The sequence below is a fragment of the Macrococcus sp. CoH-51_TC_04 genome, from assembly GCF_058188655.1.
Window position 1 is genome coordinate 245,952 of sequence record NZ_JBVGOY010000001.1, and the last position, 24,234, is coordinate 270,185.

Sequence of the window (24,234 nt, forward strand, 5' to 3'; positions counted from 1 at the left end):
AATGAACAGATGGTCAGGGTTAATCGCAGAATATAAGCATTTTTTACCCGTAAGTGAGGCAACACCGAAACTCACATTAAATGAAGGCGGTACGCCATTGATACATTGTGCTCATCTTTCAGAGGTTCTTGAAAATGAAGTATATGTGAAATATGAAGGTGCGAATCCTACAGGTTCATTTAAAGACCGCGGTATGGTGATGGCTGTAGCAAAAGCTAAGGAAGAGGGGAAAGAAATTGTCATTTGCGCTTCTACGGGGAACACTTCAGCTTCAGCAGCTGCCTATGCTGCAAGAGCCGGAATGAAAACGATTGTAGTAATTCCGGAAGGGAAGATTGCTATGGGTAAATTGGCTCAGGCAATCGTTTATGGAGCTGATATCGTTTCTATCGAAGGTAACTTTGATGAAGCATTGAAGATTGTAAGACATGTTGCAGAAAAACGTGATGATATCGCACTAGTAAACTCCGTTAATCCATATCGACTAGAAGGTCAGAAGACAGCTGCTTTTGAAGTAATTGAACAGCTTGGACAAGTTCCAGACGTGTTAGCGATTCCTGTTGGAAATGCTGGTAATATTTCGGCATACTGGAAGGGGTTTAAAGAATATGATGCAAATCATAACGTTGGTTTACCAAAAATGTATGGTTTCCAGGCAGAAGGTGCTGCACCGATTGTAAAAGGTCGTATTATCGAGCAGCCAGAAACGATTGCTACTGCGATTCGTATCGGGAATCCTGCAAGCTGGAAGCTCGCAGAAGCAGCACGTGATGAATCGGAAGGAATGATAGATGCTGTAACAGATGATGAGATACTAGAAGCATATGACTTAATTGCAAAGAAAGAAGGTATCTTTGCTGAACCGGGCAGCAATGCAAGTATTGCTGGTCTGTTAAAGTTAAAACGTGAAGGTCGTCTGTCAAAGGGGCAGACGATTGTTGCAGTATTAACGGGAAATGGGCTTAAAGACCCGCAGACTGCGATTGATTCAATTGAAATACAGCCTGCTGTGCTAAAGAACGATGAATCAGCGATTATTAGATACATTGAGGAGCGAGTATAATGCTATATATAAAAGTCCCAGCGTCAACATCCAATTTAGGACCAGGATTTGATTCGATCGGTATGGCTGTAAACATCTATCTTGAACTTGAAGTAGAAGAAAGTGAAAACTGGGAAATTCAGCATCTCGGTGATGTACTATCTGAACTGGATGATAATGATGATCATTACATCAGGAAGATGTGTCGACTGTTTATGCAGCAGTTTAATCTAGAAGAAAAAAAGTTTAAAGTTATAATGTATTCTGATATCCCATTAGCGCGTGGCCTGGGAAGTAGTGGTTCAGCACTCATTGCAAGCCTTGAAATTATCAATCATTTCTATCAATTAAATTTAACAAGAGAAGAACGTATTCGTATACTCTCTCGAATTGAAGGACATCCAGATAATGTTGCACCGAGTATTAAAGGTGGTATTGTTGCAGGATATTATAATAATGTAACCGATGAAACGGTGACATTAGATGTTCCTGTGATTAAGTGGCCGATCATGGTTGTAGTTCCTAATTATGAACTGAAAACTGAAGCATCAAGAAATGTCCTTCCCGACCACATATCGTTTGAAAATGCAGTTCGTGCAGGTGCAATAGGTAATATGCTTATAGCAGCACTTTACTCTGAAGATTATAGGACAATGGGGAAGATGATGACAAGTGATCTTTATCACGAACAGTATCGTGCACACCTTGTGCCGCATTATCAGATGGTGAAGGATGTTATCACTGAGGACTGCTTTGCATTTTTAAGTGGGGCAGGGCCATCGATCTTTATTGTATCTCATCCTAAGCAGTATGATGAAAATCGTTTCAATCTACTAAAGTTACCCGACTGTGACGTAAAAAGCATAGAACCCGATCAGGAAGGCGTAATTACCTTTGAAAAAGAAGGTCGTATGGTAAACTAATACTATCAATTTTTAGGAGTGAGAAAATGAACTATAAACTGATAGTGCTCGATATGGATGATACATTACTATCATCTAAGAACGAAATATTGCCTTCAACGATCAAGGCATTGATAGAGGCACAGAATAATGGTGCTATGGTTGTGCTGGCATCCGGCAGGCCGACAGGTGGTATGATAGATGCAGCAGAAATACTACAGCTGGACACACATCAATCCTATATTATCAGCTATAACGGGGCTGTTGTAACAAGGATGAATGATCGCACAGTTGTAGATGCAACATATGTTCAGCAAGCGCATTTTAGTGAAATTTTACGATTTTTAAGAAAGGAAAATGTAATGGCACTGACATATAAGGACAACACAATTTATTATGAAGGTCAGTCAGCCTACGAACAAGTAGAAGGTGAACTTACAGGTTTAGAAATGATTAAAGTAGACAATCTGCAAACTGTCATTACAGAAGATGTGCCTAAAGTAATGGGCGTCGGAGATATTGAACATATTGAGGTTTTAAACAAGCAGCTGGAAGGAAGTTTTGGTTCTGACATCCACGCTACGACCTCAAAGCCATTCTTCCTTGAATTTATGCATCGTGATGTTTCAAAAGGAAAGGTGTTACAACGTCTGGCGGAGCAGCTTGGAATTCAGCAGTCAGAAATTATTGCATTTGGTGACAGCAATAATGACAAAGATATGCTTGAATTTGCAGGACTGGGCGTGGCGATGGGGAATGCGAATAATACGATTAAAGAAGCTGCAGATGTCATCACACTCAGTCATGATGAGGATGGAATCGCACAAATAATAGAAACATATCTATATAAAAAATGATGCTTCATTGATATGTTGATGATAATGAAGCATCTTGAAAATTATGTAATCTATGGAGTACGAAGCAATGATGTTATAATCTTGATAAATCTAGGGGTCAGAATTTTCTGGCCTCTTTTTTGACAAGCAGCAACAATTATTTTGCTGTATGTGTCCATTCTGAAGCATTGCGATGTCTTTTTGTATGTGCAAATATATTATCAGCAGCATAATCTTCATTTGTATAGACAGTAATATCGTAGAATACCATATCGTCTTCAAACGGCTCATAAAGGTACGTATCCTTTAGATGGTCGAATAATCGGATCATTGCAGTGCGATCTAGTCCTGGATATTCACGTAAAATCTTTTTAATAATCTGGTTATGTTTTTCATAGACACCCTGCACTACAATTACAAATTTTTCATCAGTTTTTAGTACGTCATCAAATAGGTTAATTTGTCCATTACTCATTATCACCACTCCTTTATACATATTATACAAAGAAACCCTATACAATGTATAGGGTTGTTGTCTTATAACGTATGCTTTTCAAGATTGATATCTTCAAGTTTAATGACTTTTGTACGTTTAACTAATTTATAGCTAAAATAAGTTATGATTGCAACGATAATAGGAATATATGATTCAACGACCTTAACATAATTCATCGCCTTAATATCCCCAAATGACTGACCAACTAACAAGAAAATAATGGTACAAATTACGATAATCGGTCCTAATGGGAATAAGGGTGCTTTATATGCAAGTAAAGCGTCGATATCTTTATTTTGTTTTATAATTGCATTTCTTAGACGCATATGACTTATTATACTGATAAGCCATACGATTAGAACAAGCGATCCCACCATGTTTAATAGTTTGAAATAACCTCCTGCATTGATGTTTGCATAGATTAATGTGAGTATAACGAAACCTGTTGTTACTATTAATGCATTAAATGGCATATTATTTTTATTTAGTTTTCCAACAAACCTCGGTGCTTTATTATCCTGACTTAATGATAATAATAGTCTGCTTGTTGCGTACAATCCAGAGTTACCTGCACTAAGCACAGCAGTTAATATCACTGCATTCATTACAGAAGCAGCAAACAGGATACCTACTTTATCGAATACGATAGTAAATGGACTCATAGACACATCGCTATTCTCATTAATGAGCTGAGGATCTGTATATGGGATAATACAAGCAATAATAAATATAGAACCGATATAGAACAATAAAATTCTCCAGAAGACTTGCTTAATTGCTTTTGGCATAGATTCACTTGGATTCTCAGACTCGCCCGCTGTAACAGCCACGACTTCAGTTCCACCAAATGAGAATCCAGCGACAATTAATACTCCCAGTAATCCGAATATACCATTATGGAAAGGGGCATCACCAACCGTAAAGTTTTTAAATCCAATAGGCTCACCACCAATAATTCCAAAAATAAGTAATAACCCCATGATCAAAAATAAGAAGATGGTTGCTACTTTAATAATACTGAACCAGTATTCAGCTTCTCCGAAAGATTTAACAGAAAATGCATTCAACATGAAAATCAATGCTAGAAAAATAAGACTCCATATAAAAGGATGAATGCCACCGAACATCTCCCAGTAACTTAGGACTTTAGCAGCAGATAATATATCGACACTTGTTACTAAGCTCCAAATAATCCAGTAAAACCAACCAACTGTAAACCCTGCAGCTGGATCAATAAAACGGGTTGCATAAGCATTAAATGCACCAGACACGGGATAAAATGTTGCGAGTTCTCCAAGTGCTGTCATTAAAAAGTAAATCATAATACCGATAACAGCATATGCGACAACTGCACCACCGGGTCCAGCTTGTGCAACAACTGCACCACTTGCCATGAATAATCCTGTACCAATCGAACCTCCGATTGCTATCATTGAAATATGGCGAGTCTTTAAATCTCTATCCATCTTCTTATGTTCCATATAATCACCTATCTTCCTAAAAATATAATCCCTATTGTAAGATAATTAAGAAAATTTATCAAGAAAAAGTTTTAATGCGTTTATGCTTTTAAACGTTAAAGTGTAAATGCGAGTAAAAACTGGACTATGAAAATAAGTGTTGACTCTTCGTAGTCCAGAAAAATTGTTAATAATTATTATTTTGTCTCACGGTGTAAGGTGTATTTTTTTAATCTTGGACAGTATTTCATCAATTCAAGACGCTCAGGATTATTCCTTTTATTTTTCTTCGTGATATAGTTTCTATCGCCACATACCGTACAAGCTAAAGTAATATTTACTCTCATTTTGTTCACTCCTATAAATTCATTTGTTTTAGTCTAATATGATATCAGGATTTGTTTCTGCTACCGTAAACTGAGGCAGAGGATCATTAAATATTGTCCAGTCCATCTTCATTTCTTCGTCTGTTAATAAACAGTGATCAAGGTCAGATACAATTTGCTGTTGATTCATTTCGATTCCGATAAAAACGATTTCAGTCTGGCGATCACCGAATGCATCCCATCTCTCCTTAAGTGTAGGATCTTCTATCATTTCCAGAGCTATCTCATCCGTACTTAACGTTGCAATCCATTCACCAGCACCTTGAATCTGCATCGAGTTACCTGCCTGGCTGATTAATCCACACATATCATTACGGGATGCCAACCAGAAGAATCCTTTTGAACGTATAACATCTAATGAAAAGTTTTCTAGGAAATGCATAAAACGTTCAGGATGGAAAGGGCGCTTTCTTCTATATACAAATGAGCCGATACCATACGCTTCAGTTTCCGGTGTATGCTCATCGTTTAATTCTTTTAACCATCCGGCACTTTGAGATGCTTTTTCAAAGTCAAATAACTTCGTGTTTAAAATTTTATCCATGTGGATTTTTGAGTGATCTGTCTCATAAATTAGTGCATCCGGGTTTAACTGATGGATTAATGCACGTAGTTCCTTAACATCTTCCTCATGTACTAAATCCGTTTTATTTAATAGAATAACATTTGCAAATTCAATTTGATCAATTAATAAGTCAATGACTTCACGTGTATCATGCTCATCATTTGCCATCTGGCGTTCAAGCAGCGATTCACCTGATGCATAATCATCCCAGAATCTGTTCGCATCAACAACTGTAACCATCGTATCTAACACTGTATTGTCACTTAAGTTTATACCTAGCACTTCATCGTTTAATGTTAACGTTTGAGCTACTGGTAAAGGTTCAGAGATGCCAGTAGATTCAATAACAATATAATCTAATTCTGAAGTTGTAATGAGCTTATTAATTTCAACCAGCAAATCTTCTCGTAACGTGCAACATATACAACCATTTTGTAACTGTATCATCTTTTCATCGGTACGTGACATATTTACTAGGTCAGCATCAACATTAATCTCGCACATGTCATTTACGATGACACCAACGCGTTTGTCTTCGTTATTCATCAATATATGATTAAGCAATGTTGTTTTCCCGCTTCCTAGAAATCCGCTTAATACCGTAATAGGGACTTTCAAATGTATAACCTCCAATTCGTAATCATTACGTTTTAATATGTTATCGCTTTTATGACCATTTGTAAAGTAAAAAATCAAAAAGATAATTCTTCAGATAATCTTGCTTCTATCTATTGCATTTGTAAATAAAGAAGTATAGAATATTAAAACGTAACGATTACGAAATAGGAGATGATGAAATGAAGAAGTATTTTTCACTATTAGTGGTAATGGTAGTGATGCTGTTATCAGCTTGTGGTTCAGCAGATACAGTTCAAAAGGAGGGTAAACTAAAGGTCTATACGACAGTATTTGCATATAAGAGTATTATTGAGCAAATTGGTGGATCGCACGTTGAAGTGCAATCAATTTATCCGAAAGGAATCGATATCCATACTTTTGAGCCTACACAAAAAGATTCTTTACGTGTAGCGAAATCTGATATCTTTATCTATTCAGGTAAAGACTTGGACCCGGTTGGTGCTAAGATTGCTAATATTGCAAAAGATAAAACTAAAGTCGTGTCATTAGTACATGAAATCAAAGAATCTGATTTGCTTGCCAGTGAATCACATGAACATGGTGATGAACATGAAGATCATAATCATGGCGTACATGACCCGCATATATGGCTAGACCCAGTGTTTAATAAATCTTTTGCAAAGACGATAAAAGATGAGCTCGTTGCTAAAGATAAAAAGCATAAGAAGGTCTATGAAGAGAACTATAACAAGCTGATCAAAGATCTTGATGCCATTGATAACAAGATGAAAGATATTGCGAAGAATAAAAAGCATGATACGGTATATATCTCTCATGATTCATTAGGTTATCTTGCACACCGCTATGGATTTATGCAAGAAGGTGTATCTGGTATGAACAATGAAGAACCTTCCCAAAGTGATATTATCAATATGATTAATAATATTGAAAAGTCTAAAGCATCGGTGATTTTATATGAGCAGAATATACCATCCAAAACGACAGATATTATTAAGAATAAAACGAATGCAAAAACGGTAAGGTTTCACAATATGGCTGTATTAACAAAAGACGATAAAGTGAATATTACGTATCAGCAATTAATGGAAGATAATGTCAAAGCTATTGATGAAGCTTTAAATAAATAGGAGGAGCGATATTTTGGCTAAAAAATCAAAAATAGCAAAAGAACTAAAAAGGCAGCAGCTGGTAGAACAATATAGAGAACAAAGAGCAGCGTTGAAAGCTGCTGGAGATTACGTCGGTTTAAGCAAGTTACCAAGAGATTCATCACCTTCAAGACGTACGAACAGATGTCATATTACAGGAAGACCGCGAGGCGTTTATCGTAAATTCGGACTTTCTCGTATCGCACTAAGAGAACTTGCGCATAAAGGACAGCTACCTGGTATAAAAAAATCGAGCTGGTAGTACATGCTTAATTAGAAAGGTTAAGGCCATAAAAAGTCTTAGCCTTATTTTTATGTTATAATTTTTATTATGTCATATGTTTGATATAATAAAATGAAATTATAATCTAGGAGTAAATCATGAAAGAAAAAATAACTGCATCACTTTTAATCACGACTGAAGATAAAATATTGATTCAAGACAATGGCAACAAGCGAATGAAATTACCAGGTGTCGTAAAAAAAGGTCAATATACAATTAAACAGACTGCTGAGCAATTTGCGCGTAAGTTAAATAAAGAAATCAAAGTAGGAGGTATCTTGTTTGTTGTTGAGGAGAAAAAGCCGTTTAAAGGATTGATTTTTGAGACGATGGTTAATGATACTGCTTTTGTTTTCAATACACGCAATCAATCTGAATTTAAAGTAAGACATCCATATGCGTGGCTTGATTTTGATTACCTCGATCAGCTTGATATCGCTGATGAATTAAAACAGCTGATTATATCCAATCAAGTGATAAAATCAAGTGTGCCCTTAATCAATCTACATTAGGAGATATTATGAAAAGTTACTGGTTAAATTTTGCTGTTACTGATGTTGAACGTGCTCTAAACTTTTATCGTAATATCGGATTTGAAATCATTGATGAACGAAGTAACAATGAAACATTAGGTGCCTTTAAAATTGGTGATAATACGATATGTATATTTAAGCAGGATATACTTGAGCAGTTTATGCAGACACCATTAAAAGGTTACGCTGATCACCCTGAGATTATCATTTCCTTTGATCTGCCTGAAAAACACAATGTCGATGAGTTATATGAACGTATTGTTCAGTCGGGCGGAAATGCAGTAAGTAAGCCTGCTGTAAAAAATGGTTATTATGGGTTTATATTCACGGATCTTGATGGTCATTATTTCAATGTGATGGTAATGTGAGGTAATTTATGTATAAGAAAATTGTAATATTAATTTTTACCGCAAGTATTCTGCTGTTATATTTTCTTCCTTCGATACACGGAAGGGGACAGATTAATCTCTATGTCCGCCTGCTGCTTTATGTTCTTACACTTCTTGGTTTATACATGAGTATGCTGATTGGACATATAAAGATGCGAATGCTCTATACTGGATTATTTGTATTGTTGACGGCAATAATATTGTTTATGCATACCTTTAATATATGGATATAATAGACTTTGATAACGGTTAAATACGATTAAAAAGAAGAGAAGATGACAGGGAATATTAATTTCTCGTCATCCTCTCTTCTTTTTAATGTGCCAGCATTTCTTCTTGTATTTCTCTAGCAGATAGGTCATCAGGATAGTATGTTGGCCAGTTTTCAAGTTCTTTTAGGAGTGCTTTACGATCATCCCCCATATAGATATGGAAATGAAGTGCACGTTCAGGAGCGATGATATGATCGCTGAACTGCACATAGTTGGGTGCCTCATTATCTCCATATACTTTTTTGAATATGTATCTAACGCCGCGATTTCCTTTTTCATAAGTAAGAATCTCTTTGCCATCATATTCATACTTAGCACGATGTTTTTTATTTTGTTTTGTAAAGATGATGTCTTTTTCACCAATTTTGATATGGGCGACATCAGTCTCGTATCCTTTATTATAGTATTCCTTTACTTCTTTCTTCGATTTATTCTGATCTTCCGCTTTATGTTCGAATACTTTATCAAGAGATCCATCTTTTAAGAAGGGATACACAGACTGCCAGTCACCTTCCCAGTCTGTTAACCGCCTGTCTTTTACAGCGTCATCTTCAAAATACCCTTCGTAGATTTTTTTGTCTGAATCTGTCAGATGATGTTCATGTTTGTGACTATGTACCTGTTTGTCTTTATGATGTTCAATCTTCTGTTCTTTTTTTACAGCTGCTTTATCTTCAGTGGTGTCACTACATCCAGTGAGCAATATAGCAAGTGAGACAGTTGTACCGATAATCAATTGTGTTTTCATATGTATTCTCCAATCGTAATTATTACGATTTAAATATTACTTCAACCCACATGATTCGTCAATGGTAAATTTTAAATTTATGGTAGAATGAATTTAAATATATTGAAAGAGGAATTTGTCTATATGAAACTAACTTTGATTTTTAGCTATGTACTGCTATTATTTGTCTTAAGATATGGATTCCAAATATTGAATGATCAAGTAACGCTTCTGCTACTGATTGGTGGATTAGCATTATTCGGATTTTCAAACAGAAAAAAATAGAGCTGGGTGAAGGCTTCCAGCTCTATTTAGTAGTTATCCAGAACATCTGTATCTTTTGGCATAAATAAGGCGAGTAGGATATACATTGTAAATGTAGGTATATTCGCTGTAAAAAATGAGACTAAAATGAATGTGATTCGAACTACTTTAGAATCAATATTAAAATATTCACTAATACCACCAAGAACTCCAGCAACATAGCGGTCAGTTGTTGACCTTGTAAGACGTTTTTTCATTATCTATCACTCCTTTTTTAAAATATAGCAAATAGATGTAGATTATTCCAATGATATACTAAAATGTTTAACATATAGTATTGTGGGTATAGTAAAGATAGATTATTTAAGGGGATAGTAACATGGAAACAACAGAGAAGAAAAATGAAAAAGATATACTTGAACAAGTTAAAACGATATTAGGCAAGTAGGATCCAATTGATAAATAATATTACAACACCCGAGCCAGTTAGAAAAGTTTTATTCTAACTGGCTCGGGTGTTGTGATAATGGCATTAAAAATTATATACATTTAGCAAAACGTACGGTCTAATATTAAAATTCTCTGAATAGACCTACAACTTTACCAAGAACAGTGACTGAATCAAGGTAAAGCGGTTCCATTGTCAGATTCTCGGGTTGTAGACGATAACGATTATTTTCTTTGAAAAAACGTTTAACTGTCGCTTCGTCTTCATCTGTCATCGCCACGATAATGTCTCCATTTTCTGCGATGGACTGTCTTCTTACAATTACTTTATCTCTATCAAGAATGCCCGCTTCAATCATACTTTCCCCAACGACTTCTAAAATAAATATGTCACTGTTATGGCTAGAAGTGAAGTGTGCGGGTAATGGAAAGTATTCTTCAACATTTTCGATTGCAGTAATCGGGACACCTGCAGTAACCTTTCCGATAACCGGTACATGAATTGTAGCCTCAGAATAATCTTGTGAATTTTCACCGTGAATAATCTCAATAGCACGAGGCTTCGTTGGATCTCGTTTAATATAGCCTTTTTCCTCGAGACGAGAAAGGTGACCGTGCACAGTCGAGCTTGAGGCAAGTCCGACAGCTTCTCCAATCTCTCTTACACTCGGTGGATACCCTTTAGTTGATACAATATGTTTTAAATAATCATATATCTCTTCTTGTCTTTTAGTGAGTTCTCTCATTTTTAAACACTCCTTATATGTGGTGTTATACGTATTATAGCATACACGTTCGCATGTAACAAACGTTTGTTCGTATTTTTATTGACATAGAACACATGTTCTGATAAAGTGTGAATACAAACAAATGTTCTAGGAGGAATTTGATATGACCGTTAGAATTTCTAAGGAATTTATACTATATTGTATCTTATTTTTAATGATTACACTTTTTTCGGTACTTTATATAGAACAATCGCAAGCTATTTATTATAATGAAGCACCTGGATTTACCGAACAGATAGGAGAACAAGACAATGGCAGATTACCGCATTCCGATTCTTATCATGATCCTGTTTCCAATGGTGAGGTACTTGGTGTTGTAAATTAATTAAAATATTTAATGTATTACGAGTGTAGCCAGTTGGTTTCACTCGTTTTTTTTGGTATCTTTATAATGAAAGGAATGAGAGTTATGCTAGATGAAAATAAGATGAAGAGAATTAATGAATTAGCTCAGAAGAAAAAGACAACAGGTCTCACGGAGGAAGAAGGTAAAGAACAGACTTTATTACGTAAAGAATATTTACAGTCCTTCAGACAGTCTTTCAAGAAAACGATTGAGAACACGACCGTCATAGACCCTGAAGGTAATGATGTGACACCTGACAAGGTGAAAGACATTCAAAGATTAAATAATATCAGAAAATAAATTTTGTAGATAGGAGCATTTATATGTTTAATGAAAAAGATCAATTGGCAGTAGATAGTATTAGAGCTTTAAGTATCGATCAGATTGAGGAAGCGAATTCAGGCCACCCGGGGTTACCTATGGGTGCGGCACCTATGGCTTACACTTTATGGACACGTCATCTTAATTTCAATCCGTCATCACATCATTTCTTCGATAGAGATCGATTTGTACTGTCAGCAGGACACGGTTCAGCTTTGTTATACTCATTGCTGCATGTTTCTGGTGGGCTGGAAATAGAGGAACTTAAGCAGTTTAGACAATGGGACTCTAAAACTCCAGGACATCCGGAATACCGTCATACTAAAGGTGTAGAAATCACAACAGGGCCACTAGGGCAAGGATTTGCGATGAGTGTCGGTATGGCGATGGCAGAAAAACATCTTGCTGCAACTTTCAATCAGCAGTCAGATATTATTGATCATTATACGTATGCATTAGTTTCAGATGGAGACTTGATGGAAGGTATATCACACGAAGCTGCAAGTCTTGCAGGTCACTTAAAACTTAATAAATTAATTGCTTTATATGATTCGAATGATATCTCTTTAGATGGAGAGCTGAATAAAGCATTCTCTGAAGATGTTAAAGGGCGTTTCGAAAGCTATGGCTGGGAACATATTTTAGTGTCGGATGGTAATGATATGGAAGCCATTGATAAAGCTATTACAGTAGCGAAATCAAGTGATAGACCTACGATCATCGAAGTTAAGACAATTATTGGTTATGGTTCTCCGAATAAGCAAGGAACGAATGGCATCCACGGGGCTCCATTAGGAGGAGATGAGCGTAAGCTTGTATTTGAAGCATACGGTTTAGAGGCAGATAAGAAATTCCATGTAGATCCAGCCGTATATGAAATATTCCAGCAGACGATGCTAAAACGTGCAAATGAAAAAGAGCAGTTATGGAATGATAAATTTGCACAATTAGAAAAAGAAAATGCTGAACTAGCACAACAGCTTAGACAAGCAATAGCTGGTGAATTAAATTCTGACTATGCGGAGGCTTTACCGGTATATGAGGCTGGTACATCAGCTGCTACCCGTGCAACGAGTGGTGATATGATCCAGGCAATCGCAAAAACAGTTCCTTCATTCTTTGGGGGATCTGCAGATTTAGCATCTTCTAATAAATCAAATGTTAAAGGGACAGGAGACTTTTCAGCTGAAACGCCTGAAGGAAAGAATATCTGGTTTGGTGTCAGAGAGTTTGCTATGGGTGCTGCTTTAAATGGTATGGCTGCTCACGGTGGGCTTAAAGTATACGGGGCAACATTCTTTGTGTTTAGTGACTATTTGAAGCCGGCAGTAAGATTATCAGCGTTAATGGGCTTACCAGTCACATATGTATTTACACATGACTCAATAGCAGTTGGTGAAGATGGGCCGACACATGAACCAATCGAGCAGCTGGCTGGTTTACGAGCGATTCCTAACTTAAATGTGATTCGTCCGGCCGATGGTAATGAAAGCCGTGCCGCCTGGAAAATTGCACTTGAATCAACTGATGCACCGACTGCACTTGTCCTTACGCGTCAGAACTTAACTGCGATTGATATTGAACAGGACAAACTAGAAGCGGGAGTTGCACGTGGTGGTTATGTTGTATATCAATCTGAGCATCCGGAGATATTAATAGTCGCAACTGGTTCGGAAGTGAATTTAGCGATTGATGCAGCAAAAGTGTTAGAAAAACAAGGTAAAGGCGTTCAAGTGGTATCGATGCCGAACACTCAAAAATTTGATGCACAAGATAAATCATACAAAGAAGAAGTATTACCATCTTCAATTAAGCAGCGTGTTGCAATTGAAATGGCTGCTTCTGACAGCTGGTACAAATACGTTGGTCTGGATGGACTTGTAATTGGTATTGATAAATTTGGTGCAAGTGCACCTGGAGAATTAGTTATGGAGAAATATGGATTTACTGTAGAAAATGTTGTAAATAACATTTTGAATATGAAGTAAATAAAAGGCTGTATATCAGCCTTTTATTATTTATAGAAAACATATTGAAAAAAAAGTTTGTTTTTAGTAAAATTTTAATGGTATAAGAAAGTGGGTGAACAAATGGCTACTTGGATTTGGATATTGATTGTACTACTTGCATTAGCAGCAGGTGCTGCTTTAGGATTCTTCCTGGCAAGAAAATATATGATGGATTACTTGAAGAAAAATCCACCGATCAATGAGGAAATGCTTCGTATGATGATGATGCAAATGGGTCAGAAACCATCTCAAAAGAAAATTAATCAAATGATGCAGATGATGAATAGAAATATGAATCAAAATCTTAAATAAATCAAAGTCTTTAATGAGACGCCAAGACCCGTGAATGATTGTATGAATCACTCACGGGTCTTAATGTTTTAATTTTTAAAATCATTTATTGGACTGGTTCTGTAGATTCAGCAGGAAGAGTTTCAGCAGAATCTGTTGTCTCAGGTTCAGCTAGTTCTTCAGTAACAGGAATATCAGTTGCTTGTTCTGTTGGTGGTTCCTGAGTAACTGGCTGCTGTTCAGCAGGATATGTCTGTTCAGGAAGTGGTTCTACAGGTGCTTCTTGTATTGGTGCATCAATAACCGGTGCTTCTGTAGCCGCTTCTTCAGAAGATTCGATTGCTGGTGCTTCTGTTGATGGGCTTTCAGTCGCTGGTGCTTCAGTTGTAGGCACCTCTGTAGTAACGGTTTCGGAATCAACCGCTGTTTCAGTAGATTTTACGCGTTCTTTGACAGCTGTAATTTTTTTCTCTGCTTTTTCAGTTAATTTATTATCAGGCTTTATTTTATGGTTCTGTATTATTTCATTAGAAGGTTCATCACTAACTGAAGTATTAATCTCTGGTGGACTCTCTCTATCACAGGCTGTAAGACTAATCAGACCCAGCATAATGCTAATTGTCACTATCGGTTTTTTCATTGAACTTCCTCCTCGTTATTTATTTAAATATACCATATTTTATCCAATCATTACTCATATTTATCAACTTTTTGTCACATTTAAGTCATAAAAATCATCTTAATTTGAAGGGAATATTTGCTAAAATAGAATGGAATGGAGGTTTTTTTGATGAATGATATTACGATAGCGGTTGCATTTGGTGCAGGTTTATTAAGCTTTGTGTCTCCATGTGTATTACCGATATATCCAGCATTCTTATCCTATATCACCGGTGTTGGTTATAATGATCTGCAAGATTCGAAGTTGAATCGAAATGCACTGTTACATACGATATTCTTTTTACTAGGTTTTTCAGTCGTCTATATTTCTCTAGGTGTCGGTATCGGGATATTTTCGGACTTTTTACTGTCATATGACAATACAATACGTATGCTCGGTGGATTGCTCTGCATTATATTCGGATTGATCATTTTAGGTATATTTAATCCTAAACTATTGATGAAAGACCATAAATTCGAATTTAAAAATAAACCAGCAGGATTTTTAGGGTCGTTTTTAGTAGGTATTGCATTTGCTGCTGGCTGGACGCCTTGTATGGGTCCGATTATTGGTGTAATTTTTTCTATGGCAGCTGTAAATCAATCACTCGCGCTTATATATATGATTATGTATGTATTAGGATTTTGTATTCCTTTTTTCCTGCTGACATTCTTTATCACTAAAATTAATGTATTAAAGAAATATAGTCAGTTGTTAACTAAAGTTGGAGGGGTTATAATGATAATCATGGGCTTATTGCTATTCTTTGATAAGTTGACGGTTATCAATCAGTACTTTAGTTGAAAGTAGGTTAAATCATGTATTTTATCGTTTCTATGCTTGTTGCATTATTTATGGGTATGGCTGTTATTGTTGTCAGGATGAAGGCACAGAATTATCCGACGAATGTTAAGAAGATTATTTTACCGCCATTTTTTATGTCTACAGGTGCACTTATGTACATATTTCCCTATTTTAGATTGACAACTATGGAGATAATAGAAGCTGTAGTTGTAGGGATGTTTTTTTCCATATTTTTAATTTTTACATCAAATTTTGAAGTGAAAGACCAGCAGATATATATGAAACGATCTAGATTATTTCCTTTGATTCTCATATCCCTTCTTGTCATCCGCTCAGCAATGAAATTTTTCCTGAGCAGTTCAATACATCCGGGTCAACTTGCAGGAATGTTCTTCCTGCTAGCCTTCAGTATGATAGTCCCGTGGCGTATTGCGATGTATAGAAAGTATATGAAAATTGCGCGTACAATAAATAACAGCAGTGAGCATTAGCTCACTGCTGTTATTTTTTTGCGATTTCAGAATGCTCGAAGATTGAGAACTTCTGCTTTTCGTCATCAGCATATTTAAAATAATGCTCATATGGCGTATAGTCGATATTCAATTGATTGAGTTTTTTCTTCATAAAAGGATGATCGCGTTTTGGAGTCGCAATGATATATCCCCTTAAAATATGATCAAGTTCAATATCTTCTGCACCTTCATCAAGTGCAATCTTCGAAATTCGTCCGGCGATTCTTTCCTTAGCAACTTGTCTGAACAAATCTGGTACAGGGCTGACAAGTTCATTCAGAAGGTTGCGTGCATCGTCATTCCATAACGGAAGGGCTTTATTGATATAGTATTCCTGCCAGTCCAGTTCACTTTTACCATCATCTTTTGGCAGCCTCTTTAGAAATTTTCTGAACATAAAGAATCCACCGATAGTAAGCAACCCCATAAAGAGTATTGTCCATAAAAAAATTAAAATAATAAACCATTCATTCACGTCATCACCTCATCACATATTATATAGAACTGAAAATGTAATGTCTATCTAATAAAGATATGACGATATATATAGCGTAAAGGAGGTGAAACAATGATAAAGGATGTTATTCTCGAGCTTGCTTTTGTTAAAGAAGTTACAGAAGAAGGTAAATCTATTATGAAAACACGTAGATTCAATCAGGTCGTTCTGAACATCACAGATGAAGAAGCGCGTGCTTTTGCGCTATTAGTTTCAAGACTTACTGGTGAGGTTTATGTATCTGTGAATAAGATTGAAAAGAAAGAAATATAAAAATTTAAGAAAGGAGAGATAAGATGAAAACACTTCAGCTTAATTTTGTTACAGAAATCGGAAAGAATTATACGATGTCAATCATAAGGCCTAAAGAAGGGGTGACATCTGAAGAGGTATTACAAGTAATGGAATCTTTGATCAGTCAAAATTATATCACGACAAATTCAGGTGGATTAAAAGCGATTAAATCTGCAAAACTAATTGATCGTACGGAACAGATTTTATTTGAAAATAAATAATAATGATCTCCCTGTCATTATCAGCACATCTCAGCAATGAGGTGTGTTTTTTAGTATAATGATGTATGAGGTGAGCACATGAAAATTATGCATTTAGGGGACTTGCATATTGGTAAGACAATTAATCAGCAGAATTTATTAGAAGAGCAATCTATATTATTGAATAGGCTGGTTCAAGATATCAGGGAAGCGTCAATTGATGTATTAGTGATTGCTGGAGATATCTATGATCGTTCAATTCCTTCCAGGGAGGCAATGAAGGTATTTGAAACCTTTATCTATGAAGTGAACCAGGTGCAGAAAATTCCTGTACTGCTGATCAGTGGTAATCATGATAGCGCAGAACGTCTTGGCTATGGTAAGGCTTGGTATAAAGGGCATGAGATGCATATTGGCACTACAATTGATGATGCTTTGAATCCGGTTTCGATCGATGGAGTTGACTTTTATCTTGTCCCTTACGTAGAACCGGTTGTTGCACGACACTACTTTGAAGACGATAGTATTCGCACGCATCATGATACATATAAGAGAATCATTGAACAAATTGAACAGCGTATCGATAAAGGCAGAATAAACATTTTAGTAAGCCATCTATTTGTTACAGGAGGTATGACAACTGAGTCCGAAAGAGAAATCATCGTAGGTACAATAGAGAATGTCTCGCTCAAGCTTTTTGATGCATTCGATTATGTAATGCTCGGACATCTTCATACACCAGACGCGATACGTGATGAAAAAGTGTTCTATAGTGGGAGTATCATGAAATATTCGTTCGATGAAGTGCATCAAAGAAAGGGTTACAGAATTTTTGATCTTAAAAAGCAGAAGGTTAGTTTTATTACATTGTCACCCCCGAGAGATCTGGAATATGCTACTGGAACGTTTGAAGATGCAATTAAAATGAAGTTAGCTGTAGATAGGAATTCATATTTAAAGCTTGAGTTAAGTGACATGGAGCATATCAATGATCCAATGTTCAAGCTTAAGCAAGTATATCCGTATCTATTAGAATTAAAGCCAATGATAAACAATAGGGATATTCAATACAAACAAAGAGAAGTACAGCAGCTCTCACATCTGGAACTTGTCAAACAGTTTTATTTAGATATGACGGATAGTGAGATGGATGAAAAGCAGACGTTATTAATAGAACAGCTTATTAACGAAAGTAGGTTAATGGATGAGACCGATTAAGTTAGAGATTCAGCATTTTGGACCATTTAAAAATGAAACGATTGACTTTAAGCAGCTGAATAACCATACACTTTTTCTTATTAGTGGTAAGACAGGTTCAGGAAAGACTACCATTTTTGATGCGATGATGTATGCCCTTTATGGCACGGCGTCCACTTCTTCCAGAAACCATAAGGCAATGAGAAATAAACACGCATACGATGAAGAAGAGACGATGATTAAATTTCAATTTTCCATCAAGGACAAACAATATTTAATTATTCGCAATTTACCACACATAAAGGCAGGGAATAAGACGCCGATCACATCTAAATTAGAAGTTTATGAAATCCATGACAATGAGAAGCGTTTAATCAGTACCAATAAAAAGACCGAGACAAACCAGCTGATTGTAGATATCGTCAAGCTGCAGGCAGATCAGTTTAGACAAATCCTTATACTGCCGCAAGGGGAATTTAAAAATTTTCTTGTATCAGATAGCGAAAGTAAGAATGAGATATTAAGAACACTGTTCGATACGAAGCATCTTGAGCTGATGGTCAAGCGATTAAAGGAGAATGTTGATGATAAAATCGATGCTATAAGAATGAAGGAAAAAGAGATCGAATTCCATATACAGCAGCTCGGTGTCGGGTTTCCGCCATATATGGTTACTTACGACGAACAGATCCGTACAGTTAACTTGTATTACGAAGCGTCACAAAAGGTCTTTTCGCAGAACGTATCAGAATTAAATGATAAATCAAATGAACTGAAGCTTAAAGGAGACGCCTTGAAAGCGGCGGAGATATTAAATAATAATATACAATCTGTCAAGCAGCATAAACATCAGCTAGCAATTTTATATGAACAGCGTGAAGAAATAGAGAATACACAAAAAACGGTTCAGCAACTCGTGCAGTTCGAATCCTACCTTTCCTGTATCAGTCAGCTGGAGGACTTAAAGAAAGGTGATGCGCATTTAAGAGAGCAAATAAAGGATGAAGAACAACAGATTAATGAAAATAAGAATAAGCTTCAGCAACTGAAAAGTGCATTAAACGAAGTTATGCAAGATAATGAAGAAATGAAGCGGCTCAATCATCAATTAATAGAACAGGAAAGATTTGTCGATGAAAAATACCAAGGTCTAGAAGAAGATGTCAATACGCTAAATGAACTGAAAAATGAAACGACAGCATTGAGCGATAAGCTATCAAGTACACATCAAGCAAATGAGACCATTCAAAGTTCCCTAGAAGCGTTGATTCAAGAAAAGACAAAATTATATGAAGAAAAGGTGAAGCTTCAGAATCATATTCGTGATAATGAAACGATTATCTCATTGATCAACGAATATGATTCACATTATAAAGCATTGCAAGCGATTAAAGAAAATAAGGGCATGCTAACAGAAGAACTATTGTCATGTGAATCACTTATCGAACGTTTTAATTTCGGAGATGATCTGCTGGATATTGATGCAGTGGACTCTATTCGTGCCCAATTGAAAATAGGTCAAAATTGTCCGGTGTGTAATCATATCGTCACCGAGAAAACGGATGGTGTTCATCATGAATACCATAACCTTGTACAAAGAAGGATGACGTTGTCACGTGAACAAGAGGCCAATGCAACTAAGATAGAGTGGATTGAAGCATTGATGAAGGCAATCACCGATAAGTTACTTGCATATGAGCAGTTTAAAGTTACTTATAAACATGAAGATATGCAAAATACTGGTGAACTGCTTATTCATGAACAAGAGATGTTAACGCAGAAACTTGAAACGCTCAATGACCATTTAAATCATATCGATCACGAGTACGAGGACCTGAGTAATGAACTTAAAAATAACAAAGCATCCATTATCTCCTTAAAAGACGCTATCGATGCAAATGAGAAAAAGATCAATGAACGCAATGGTAAAAAAGAGCGATATCATACATTTGTATCATTCACAGGGTTTAAGAATTATGATGATTTCAAGGCTCAGTTTGATGAGAAAAGGGATCTCTATGAAAATTATGATAAGCATCTGAATCATCTAAACGAAACGATATTCTCTTGTTCAGAACTCATCCGATCAAAAGAGAATATCGTGGATAAATATAATACCCATCTTATCTATAACGAAAAATTATTAAGCCAATTAGAATCAACAAAAAACTCATTTCATATATCGGATAAAATAGTGGATGAATATATGGACAAAGATATAGAGCAAGAACTAGAAACGTTGCAGAATACTGTTGAAAGTTATTATAAAGATATTCATTTCCATGAAAATACGATAAAGACCTTAGAGGATTTGATTGGCGGAAAAAAAGCCCCTGATATTGAAAAGCTGTCAAATGAATACGCTGAGCTATCGTCTAAAGCGAAAGCGTTTGAACAAGCAATCAATGATGAGCGTAGTCAGTTAAGGCTGATGAATAATATTATAATGCAGCTGGAAGTAGTACATAAAAGTTATGTCAAGCAGATGGAGGATATAGGTTCTGAGATCAGACTTTTCGAAGTACTGAACGGAAAGAATACTTTAAAACTATCAATCGAAAATTATGTGCTCGTATACTATCTGGAACAAATACTTCTATTAGCTAATGAAAGGTTACTTCAGATGACCCATAACCGATACAAGCTCGTAAGGAAAAAGGAGGTTCACTCCAGAAAGAAAAGCGGGCTTGAAATTGAAGTCTTCGATTATCACACAAATAATGTGAGGGATATTACAACGCTTTCTGGCGGTGAAACATTTATCGCCTCTTTATCATTAGCGCTTGGCTTAAGTGATTACGTCATGCAGATTTCAGGTGGAATCAATCTGGAGTCGGTGTTCGTTGATGAAGGTTTCGGAAGTTTAGATAGTGATACGCTTGAGACAGCAATTGAAGTTCTGATCGAACTCCAGCAAACCGGAAAACTGATCGGCATAATTAGTCATGTACAATCGCTCCAAGAAAATATGCCTGCGATATTAAAGGTTAGAACTGACGGTTTTAATAGTGATACAGAATTTCAGTTGAAGTAATTGTAACAACTATGTCAAATTTATATGAAGTATGGACTTTTAATTGATAGTCAGTTTGCTATAGTATTATATGAATACATAAGGAGGTCACTATGAAGCAGTTAAATATTTTCTTAATATTATTTTTAGCATTAATAATATCAGCGTGCAGTAATTCAAGATTAGAACCAAAGTCTTTATATGGCAATACAATGACTGAGTTCAGTGGAACGGATGAAACCGGTAAGTCAATTTCAAATAAAGATCTTAAAGGAAAGGTCTGGCTAGTGGATTTTATCTTTACTAACTGTGAAACAGTCTGTCCACCCATGACTTATAATATGAGTCAGGTTGTGGATCAGCTTGAGAAGGATGGCATCAGTCATGATGATTATGGCATCATCAGCTTTAGTGTCGATCCTAAGAAAGATACGCCAAAGAAACTTAGTGACTATATCAATCAGCATAATCCTCCAAAAGGGATTTGGAAAGCTGTGACACAGTATGATGAGAAGTTTATCAGACAGTTTGCAGAAGAGAACTTCAAAACTATCGTAGTTCCACCTACAGCCAATAACTCACAGGCTACACATGGTACATCGTTTTATCTTGTTGATCAAAATGGGATGATAATAAAAGATTATGCGGGAAAAGATACTGGAGATAAAAAATTTCCGAAGTCAGAAATTGTGGAAGACGTTAAAACGATGATTGAAGAAGGACCGTATAAAAAATAAAAAAACTTCACCATCATGGTGAAGTTTTTTATTTGGAGCGTAATAAGTCTCTGATTTCAGTTAATAACACTGTATTCTCTTCGACTGCTTCTTCAACTTCTTCAACGTCGCTTTTACGCGTAATCTTATTGATAAGTTTAATAAACAAGAAGATTGCACCTGCAACGATTAAGAAATCGATGATTGATTGAATGAAGACACCGTATTTGATTCCTTTATAAGCCCAGCTTGATGCAAAATCTGTATTTCCAAAAATAAGACCAATGACCGGCATAATTACATCAGCCACTAATGAAGAAACAATTTTACCAAATGCACCCCCAATAACAACTGCGACAGCTAAATCAAGTACATTTCCTTTTACAGCAAACTCTTTAAATTCTTTTAATATAGACATGTATAGTCACCTCCTACTATATTTAGTTTACATTGTAACATTTTAAAAATCAATTCATTTTCATAAATTATTTATAGTTGCCTACTTTAAAAATTAGAATTTGAAAAAACGTTTCTATTTGTGTAATTAATTATAGTTTGTTATACTTAGAACTGTTTTTTAAAATTTTAATTTGGAAGGAGTATTTTATGACATCAGGAAAAAAATTGACACCTGTATTTTTTATTGCGTTATCACTTGTAATCATTACTGTTTTGTTAGGTGTAATAAGTCCATCGGGATTTGGTGAGGTTACGAGCCAGATTAATGCATTCATTACAAAATATTTCGGTTGGTATTATGTAATGATTACGTCGATATTTGTATTTGCCTGTTTGTTTCTGATTCTTAGTCCTATCGGTAAACTAAAATTAGGTAAGCCATCAGATAAACCAGAATTTAGTACAATATCTTGGTTTGCGATGTTATTTAGCGCAGGGATGGGTATCGGACTCGTATTCTATGGTGCTGCAGAACCATTAAGCCACTTTATAAAATCACCAACAGCTGATGCTCAGTCAGATGAAGCGATGAAGGATGCATTTCGCTATACGTTCTTTCATTGGGGATTTCACGCATGGGCTACATATGGAATAGTCGCTTTAGGCCTTGCATATGCTCAATTCAGGAAAGGTGAAGCGGGATTATTATCAAAGACATTAAGACCATTGCTTGGCGATAGAGTAGATGGTATTTTAGGAACAATCATTGATGTACTTGCAGTATTTGCAACTGTAGTTGGGGTTGCAGTTTCATTAGGAATGGGTGCTCAGCAGATCAATGGTGGTTTGCATTTCTTGTTCGATGTACCAAATACGATTAACGTAAAGTTAATAATCATTGTCGTTGTTACTATATTATTCTTAATGAGTGCTTGGAGTGGTCTATCAAAAGGGATACAGATTTTAAGTAATTTTAATATAGGGATAGCAACATTATTACTTGTTGCAGTTCTCTTTTTAGGTCCAACAGTGTTAATTATGAATATGTTTTCAACATCGTTAGGGAACTTGCTTCAGAACTTCTTGTCTATGAGTTTTGATGCGGCACCTTTAGACCAGTCGAAACGTGAGTGGATGAACGGCTGGACAATCTACTATTGGGGTTGGTGGATGAGCTGGAGTCCATTTGTCGGTATATTCATTGCGCGAGTTTCTAAAGGACGAACAATTCGAGAGTTTTTAATCGGTGTACTACTCGTTCCTACGATTATCAGTATGCTGTGGTTTAGTGTCTTCGGTGTAAGTGGGATACAGATATTTAAGAAATTCCCTGAAATTGGTGATCTTGCTGTTGAAACACAACTGTTCGCAATATTCGAGCATATGCCGATGGCGATGGGATTATCATTAATAGCATTACTACTAATTTGTACTTTCTTTATTACATCAGCTGATTCAGCAACATTTGTACTGGGTATGCAATCTACAAATGGATCGCTTGAGCCCGCAAACAACATCAAGGTGATATGGGGACTGGCACAGTCAATTATTGCTGCGGTACTTTTATATGCTGGGGGACTGAGTGCCTTGCAAAGTGCAGCGATCATCGTAGCTTTTCCATTTTCGTTTGTACTTATACTGATGCTGTTATCATTATATAAAGATGGCAATGCAGAACGTATGAGAATAGGCCTCACGTTAAAACCTGATAAGAAATTCAGAAAATCATATCAAGAAAATCAAAATAACCAAAAATAATAAATTTTAAAATACCTGTCGACAAATCAATTGTGAATTGTCGACAGGTATTTTTTATAAGTAAAACTTATAGCTAAGT

The 24,234-nt window shown here is 35.9% G+C and carries 30 protein-coding genes; 20 read left to right on the forward strand and 10 right to left on the reverse strand.

Annotated elements, in window-relative coordinates; genetic code table 11:
- Position 1 precedes the first annotated feature (1 nt).
- From thrC to ACZ2V4_RS01230, 3 genes are read left to right on the forward strand one after another with little or no spacing between them, the layout of a single operon-like run.
- The gene (gene thrC, locus ACZ2V4_RS01220) at positions 2-1,063 is read left to right on the forward strand and encodes a threonine synthase (RefSeq protein WP_219494724.1); all 1,062 of its coding nucleotides are present in this window, start codon (positions 2-4) and stop codon (positions 1,061-1,063) included.
- Positions 1,063-1,965 carry a homoserine kinase gene (gene thrB, locus ACZ2V4_RS01225; RefSeq protein WP_219494725.1) on the forward strand — a complete coding sequence of 301 codons (903 nt, stop codon included), beginning with the start codon at positions 1,063-1,065 and terminating at the stop codon, positions 1,963-1,965. The genes thrC and thrB overlap by 1 nt, the downstream gene beginning before the upstream one ends.
- Positions 1,966-1,991: 26 nt before the next feature.
- The gene (locus ACZ2V4_RS01230; protein ID WP_219494726.1) at positions 1,992-2,801 is read left to right on the forward strand and encodes a Cof-type HAD-IIB family hydrolase; all 810 of its coding nucleotides are present in this window, start codon (positions 1,992-1,994) and stop codon (positions 2,799-2,801) included.
- A 136-nt stretch (positions 2,802-2,937) separates the two neighbouring features.
- Here ACZ2V4_RS01230 and ACZ2V4_RS01235 read toward each other — a convergent pair whose 3' ends face one another.
- From ACZ2V4_RS01235 to ACZ2V4_RS01250, 4 genes are all read right to left on the reverse strand, one after another.
- Positions 2,938-3,255 carry a hypothetical protein gene (locus ACZ2V4_RS01235; protein WP_219494727.1) on the reverse strand — a complete coding sequence of 106 codons (318 nt, stop codon included), beginning with the start codon at positions 3,253-3,255 and terminating at the stop codon, positions 2,938-2,940.
- A gap of 62 nt (positions 3,256-3,317) precedes the next feature.
- Entirely contained in the window at positions 3,318-4,757 is a 1,440-nt protein-coding gene (locus tag ACZ2V4_RS01240) for an amino acid permease (RefSeq protein ID WP_490514425.1), read from the reverse strand.
- A 176-nt stretch (positions 4,758-4,933) separates the two neighbouring features.
- Positions 4,934-5,083 (reverse strand): 50S ribosomal protein L33, encoded by a 150-nt coding sequence (gene rpmG / locus ACZ2V4_RS01245; RefSeq protein ID WP_490514426.1) that lies wholly within the window; start codon positions 5,081-5,083, stop codon positions 4,934-4,936.
- A 28-nt stretch (positions 5,084-5,111) separates the two neighbouring features.
- Positions 5,112-6,305, reverse strand: a complete 1,194-nt coding sequence (locus ACZ2V4_RS01250) for a GTP-binding protein (protein WP_283722174.1) — start codon at positions 6,303-6,305, stop codon at positions 5,112-5,114.
- Positions 6,306-6,484: 179 nt separating this feature from the next.
- Between ACZ2V4_RS01250 and ACZ2V4_RS01255 the strand changes: the two genes are divergently transcribed.
- The 4 genes from ACZ2V4_RS01255 (at position 6,485) to ACZ2V4_RS01270 (ending at position 8,619) form a co-directional block, all read left to right on the forward strand.
- Positions 6,485-7,414: a metal ABC transporter solute-binding protein, Zn/Mn family gene (locus ACZ2V4_RS01255; protein ID WP_490514427.1), complete on the forward strand. Its 930-nt coding sequence runs from the start codon at positions 6,485-6,487 to the stop codon at positions 7,412-7,414.
- A gap of 13 nt (positions 7,415-7,427) precedes the next feature.
- Complete coding sequence (rpsN, locus tag ACZ2V4_RS01260) at positions 7,428-7,697, forward strand: 30S ribosomal protein S14 (RefSeq protein ID WP_490514428.1); 270 nt, start codon at positions 7,428-7,430, stop codon at positions 7,695-7,697.
- Positions 7,698-7,816: 119 nt separating this feature from the next.
- Positions 7,817-8,230, forward strand: a complete 414-nt coding sequence (locus ACZ2V4_RS01265; RefSeq protein WP_219494733.1) for a hypothetical protein — start codon at positions 7,817-7,819, stop codon at positions 8,228-8,230.
- An 8-nt stretch (positions 8,231-8,238) separates the two neighbouring features.
- A complete protein-coding gene (locus ACZ2V4_RS01270; protein ID WP_420495970.1) occupies positions 8,239-8,619 on the forward strand; it encodes a VOC family protein in 381 nt (126 codons plus the stop codon).
- A 336-nt stretch (positions 8,620-8,955) separates the two neighbouring features.
- Here ACZ2V4_RS01270 and ACZ2V4_RS01275 read toward each other — a convergent pair whose 3' ends face one another.
- Complete coding sequence (locus ACZ2V4_RS01275; RefSeq protein ID WP_219494735.1) at positions 8,956-9,660, reverse strand: ZinT family metal-binding protein; 705 nt, start codon at positions 9,658-9,660, stop codon at positions 8,956-8,958.
- Positions 9,661-9,783: 123 nt separating this feature from the next.
- On the opposite strand from ACZ2V4_RS01275, the gene ACZ2V4_RS01280 reads away from it, so the two are divergent.
- Positions 9,784-9,924 (forward strand): hypothetical protein, encoded by a 141-nt coding sequence (locus ACZ2V4_RS01280; RefSeq protein ID WP_219494736.1) that lies wholly within the window; start codon positions 9,784-9,786, stop codon positions 9,922-9,924.
- 26 nt (positions 9,925-9,950) lie between these two features.
- On the opposite strand, the gene ACZ2V4_RS01285 is transcribed toward ACZ2V4_RS01280, so the two are convergent.
- Together ACZ2V4_RS01285 and lexA are read right to left on the reverse strand one after the other, a co-directional pair.
- Positions 9,951-10,160: a PspC domain-containing protein gene (locus tag ACZ2V4_RS01285; protein WP_413474654.1), complete on the reverse strand. Its 210-nt coding sequence runs from the start codon at positions 10,158-10,160 to the stop codon at positions 9,951-9,953.
- A gap of 315 nt (positions 10,161-10,475) precedes the next feature.
- Positions 10,476-11,096 carry a transcriptional repressor LexA gene (gene lexA, locus ACZ2V4_RS01290; protein ID WP_219494738.1) on the reverse strand — a complete coding sequence of 207 codons (621 nt, stop codon included), beginning with the start codon at positions 11,094-11,096 and terminating at the stop codon, positions 10,476-10,478.
- Positions 11,097-11,241: 145 nt separating this feature from the next.
- Here lexA and ACZ2V4_RS01295 point away from each other — a divergent pair, with 145 nt between their 5' ends.
- The 4 genes from ACZ2V4_RS01295 to ACZ2V4_RS01310 all read left to right on the forward strand — a co-directional run bounded on the left by ACZ2V4_RS01295 (position 11,242) and on the right by ACZ2V4_RS01310 (position 14,126).
- Positions 11,242-11,463, forward strand: a complete 222-nt coding sequence (locus ACZ2V4_RS01295) for a hypothetical protein (protein ID WP_219494739.1) — start codon at positions 11,242-11,244, stop codon at positions 11,461-11,463.
- An 84-nt stretch (positions 11,464-11,547) separates the two neighbouring features.
- Positions 11,548-11,784: a DUF896 domain-containing protein gene (locus ACZ2V4_RS01300; protein ID WP_420493700.1), complete on the forward strand. Its 237-nt coding sequence runs from the start codon at positions 11,548-11,550 to the stop codon at positions 11,782-11,784.
- A gap of 23 nt (positions 11,785-11,807) precedes the next feature.
- Complete coding sequence (gene tkt, locus ACZ2V4_RS01305; RefSeq protein ID WP_420495972.1) at positions 11,808-13,793, forward strand: transketolase; 1,986 nt, start codon at positions 11,808-11,810, stop codon at positions 13,791-13,793.
- Positions 13,794-13,895: 102 nt separating this feature from the next.
- Entirely contained in the window at positions 13,896-14,126 is a 231-nt protein-coding gene (locus tag ACZ2V4_RS01310) for a YneF family protein (protein WP_041635981.1), read from the forward strand.
- 85 nt (positions 14,127-14,211) lie between these two features.
- Here the strand turns inward: ACZ2V4_RS01310 and ACZ2V4_RS01315 are convergent, their stop codons facing one another.
- The gene (locus tag ACZ2V4_RS01315) at positions 14,212-14,745 is read right to left on the reverse strand and encodes a hypothetical protein (RefSeq protein ID WP_420493702.1); all 534 of its coding nucleotides are present in this window, start codon (positions 14,743-14,745) and stop codon (positions 14,212-14,214) included.
- A gap of 150 nt (positions 14,746-14,895) precedes the next feature.
- Here ACZ2V4_RS01315 and ACZ2V4_RS01320 point away from each other — a divergent pair, with 150 nt between their 5' ends.
- Positions 14,896-15,570, forward strand: coding sequence for a cytochrome c biogenesis CcdA family protein (locus tag ACZ2V4_RS01320; RefSeq protein WP_147404560.1), 675 nt, complete (start codon positions 14,896-14,898; stop codon positions 15,568-15,570).
- Between the two features lie 11 nt (positions 15,571-15,581).
- Positions 15,582-16,061 carry a CcdC family protein gene (locus ACZ2V4_RS01325; RefSeq protein ID WP_099483102.1) on the forward strand — a complete coding sequence of 160 codons (480 nt, stop codon included), beginning with the start codon at positions 15,582-15,584 and terminating at the stop codon, positions 16,059-16,061.
- A gap of 10 nt (positions 16,062-16,071) precedes the next feature.
- On the opposite strand, the gene ACZ2V4_RS01330 is transcribed toward ACZ2V4_RS01325, so the two are convergent.
- Positions 16,072-16,557: a DUF2621 domain-containing protein gene (locus ACZ2V4_RS01330; RefSeq protein WP_012656908.1), complete on the reverse strand. Its 486-nt coding sequence runs from the start codon at positions 16,555-16,557 to the stop codon at positions 16,072-16,074.
- Positions 16,558-16,650: 93 nt separating this feature from the next.
- On the opposite strand from ACZ2V4_RS01330, the gene ACZ2V4_RS01335 reads away from it, so the two are divergent.
- From ACZ2V4_RS01335 to ACZ2V4_RS01355, 5 genes are all read left to right on the forward strand, one after another.
- On the forward strand, positions 16,651-16,851 hold the full coding sequence (locus ACZ2V4_RS01335) for a DUF1659 domain-containing protein (protein ID WP_041635982.1): 201 nt from the start codon (positions 16,651-16,653) through the stop codon (positions 16,849-16,851).
- 23 nt (positions 16,852-16,874) lie between these two features.
- On the forward strand, positions 16,875-17,093 hold the full coding sequence (locus ACZ2V4_RS01340; protein ID WP_420495974.1) for a DUF2922 domain-containing protein: 219 nt from the start codon (positions 16,875-16,877) through the stop codon (positions 17,091-17,093).
- A gap of 78 nt (positions 17,094-17,171) precedes the next feature.
- Complete coding sequence (locus tag ACZ2V4_RS01345; protein ID WP_420495975.1) at positions 17,172-18,290, forward strand: exonuclease SbcCD subunit D; 1,119 nt, start codon at positions 17,172-17,174, stop codon at positions 18,288-18,290.
- Positions 18,277-21,303, forward strand: a complete 3,027-nt coding sequence (locus tag ACZ2V4_RS01350; protein WP_490514429.1) for an AAA family ATPase — start codon at positions 18,277-18,279, stop codon at positions 21,301-21,303. The genes ACZ2V4_RS01345 and ACZ2V4_RS01350 overlap by 14 nt, the downstream gene beginning before the upstream one ends.
- A gap of 92 nt (positions 21,304-21,395) precedes the next feature.
- On the forward strand, positions 21,396-22,019 hold the full coding sequence (locus ACZ2V4_RS01355; protein WP_420495977.1) for an SCO family protein: 624 nt from the start codon (positions 21,396-21,398) through the stop codon (positions 22,017-22,019).
- A 28-nt stretch (positions 22,020-22,047) separates the two neighbouring features.
- Here ACZ2V4_RS01355 and mscL read toward each other — a convergent pair whose 3' ends face one another.
- Entirely contained in the window at positions 22,048-22,410 is a 363-nt protein-coding gene (gene mscL, locus ACZ2V4_RS01360) for a large conductance mechanosensitive channel protein MscL (protein WP_219494826.1), read from the reverse strand.
- Positions 22,411-22,604: 194 nt separating this feature from the next.
- On the opposite strand from mscL, the gene ACZ2V4_RS01365 reads away from it, so the two are divergent.
- Positions 22,605-24,155: a glycine betaine uptake BCCT transporter gene (locus tag ACZ2V4_RS01365; protein ID WP_458619986.1), complete on the forward strand. Its 1,551-nt coding sequence runs from the start codon at positions 22,605-22,607 to the stop codon at positions 24,153-24,155.
- The last annotated feature ends 79 nt before the right edge of the window (positions 24,156-24,234 follow it).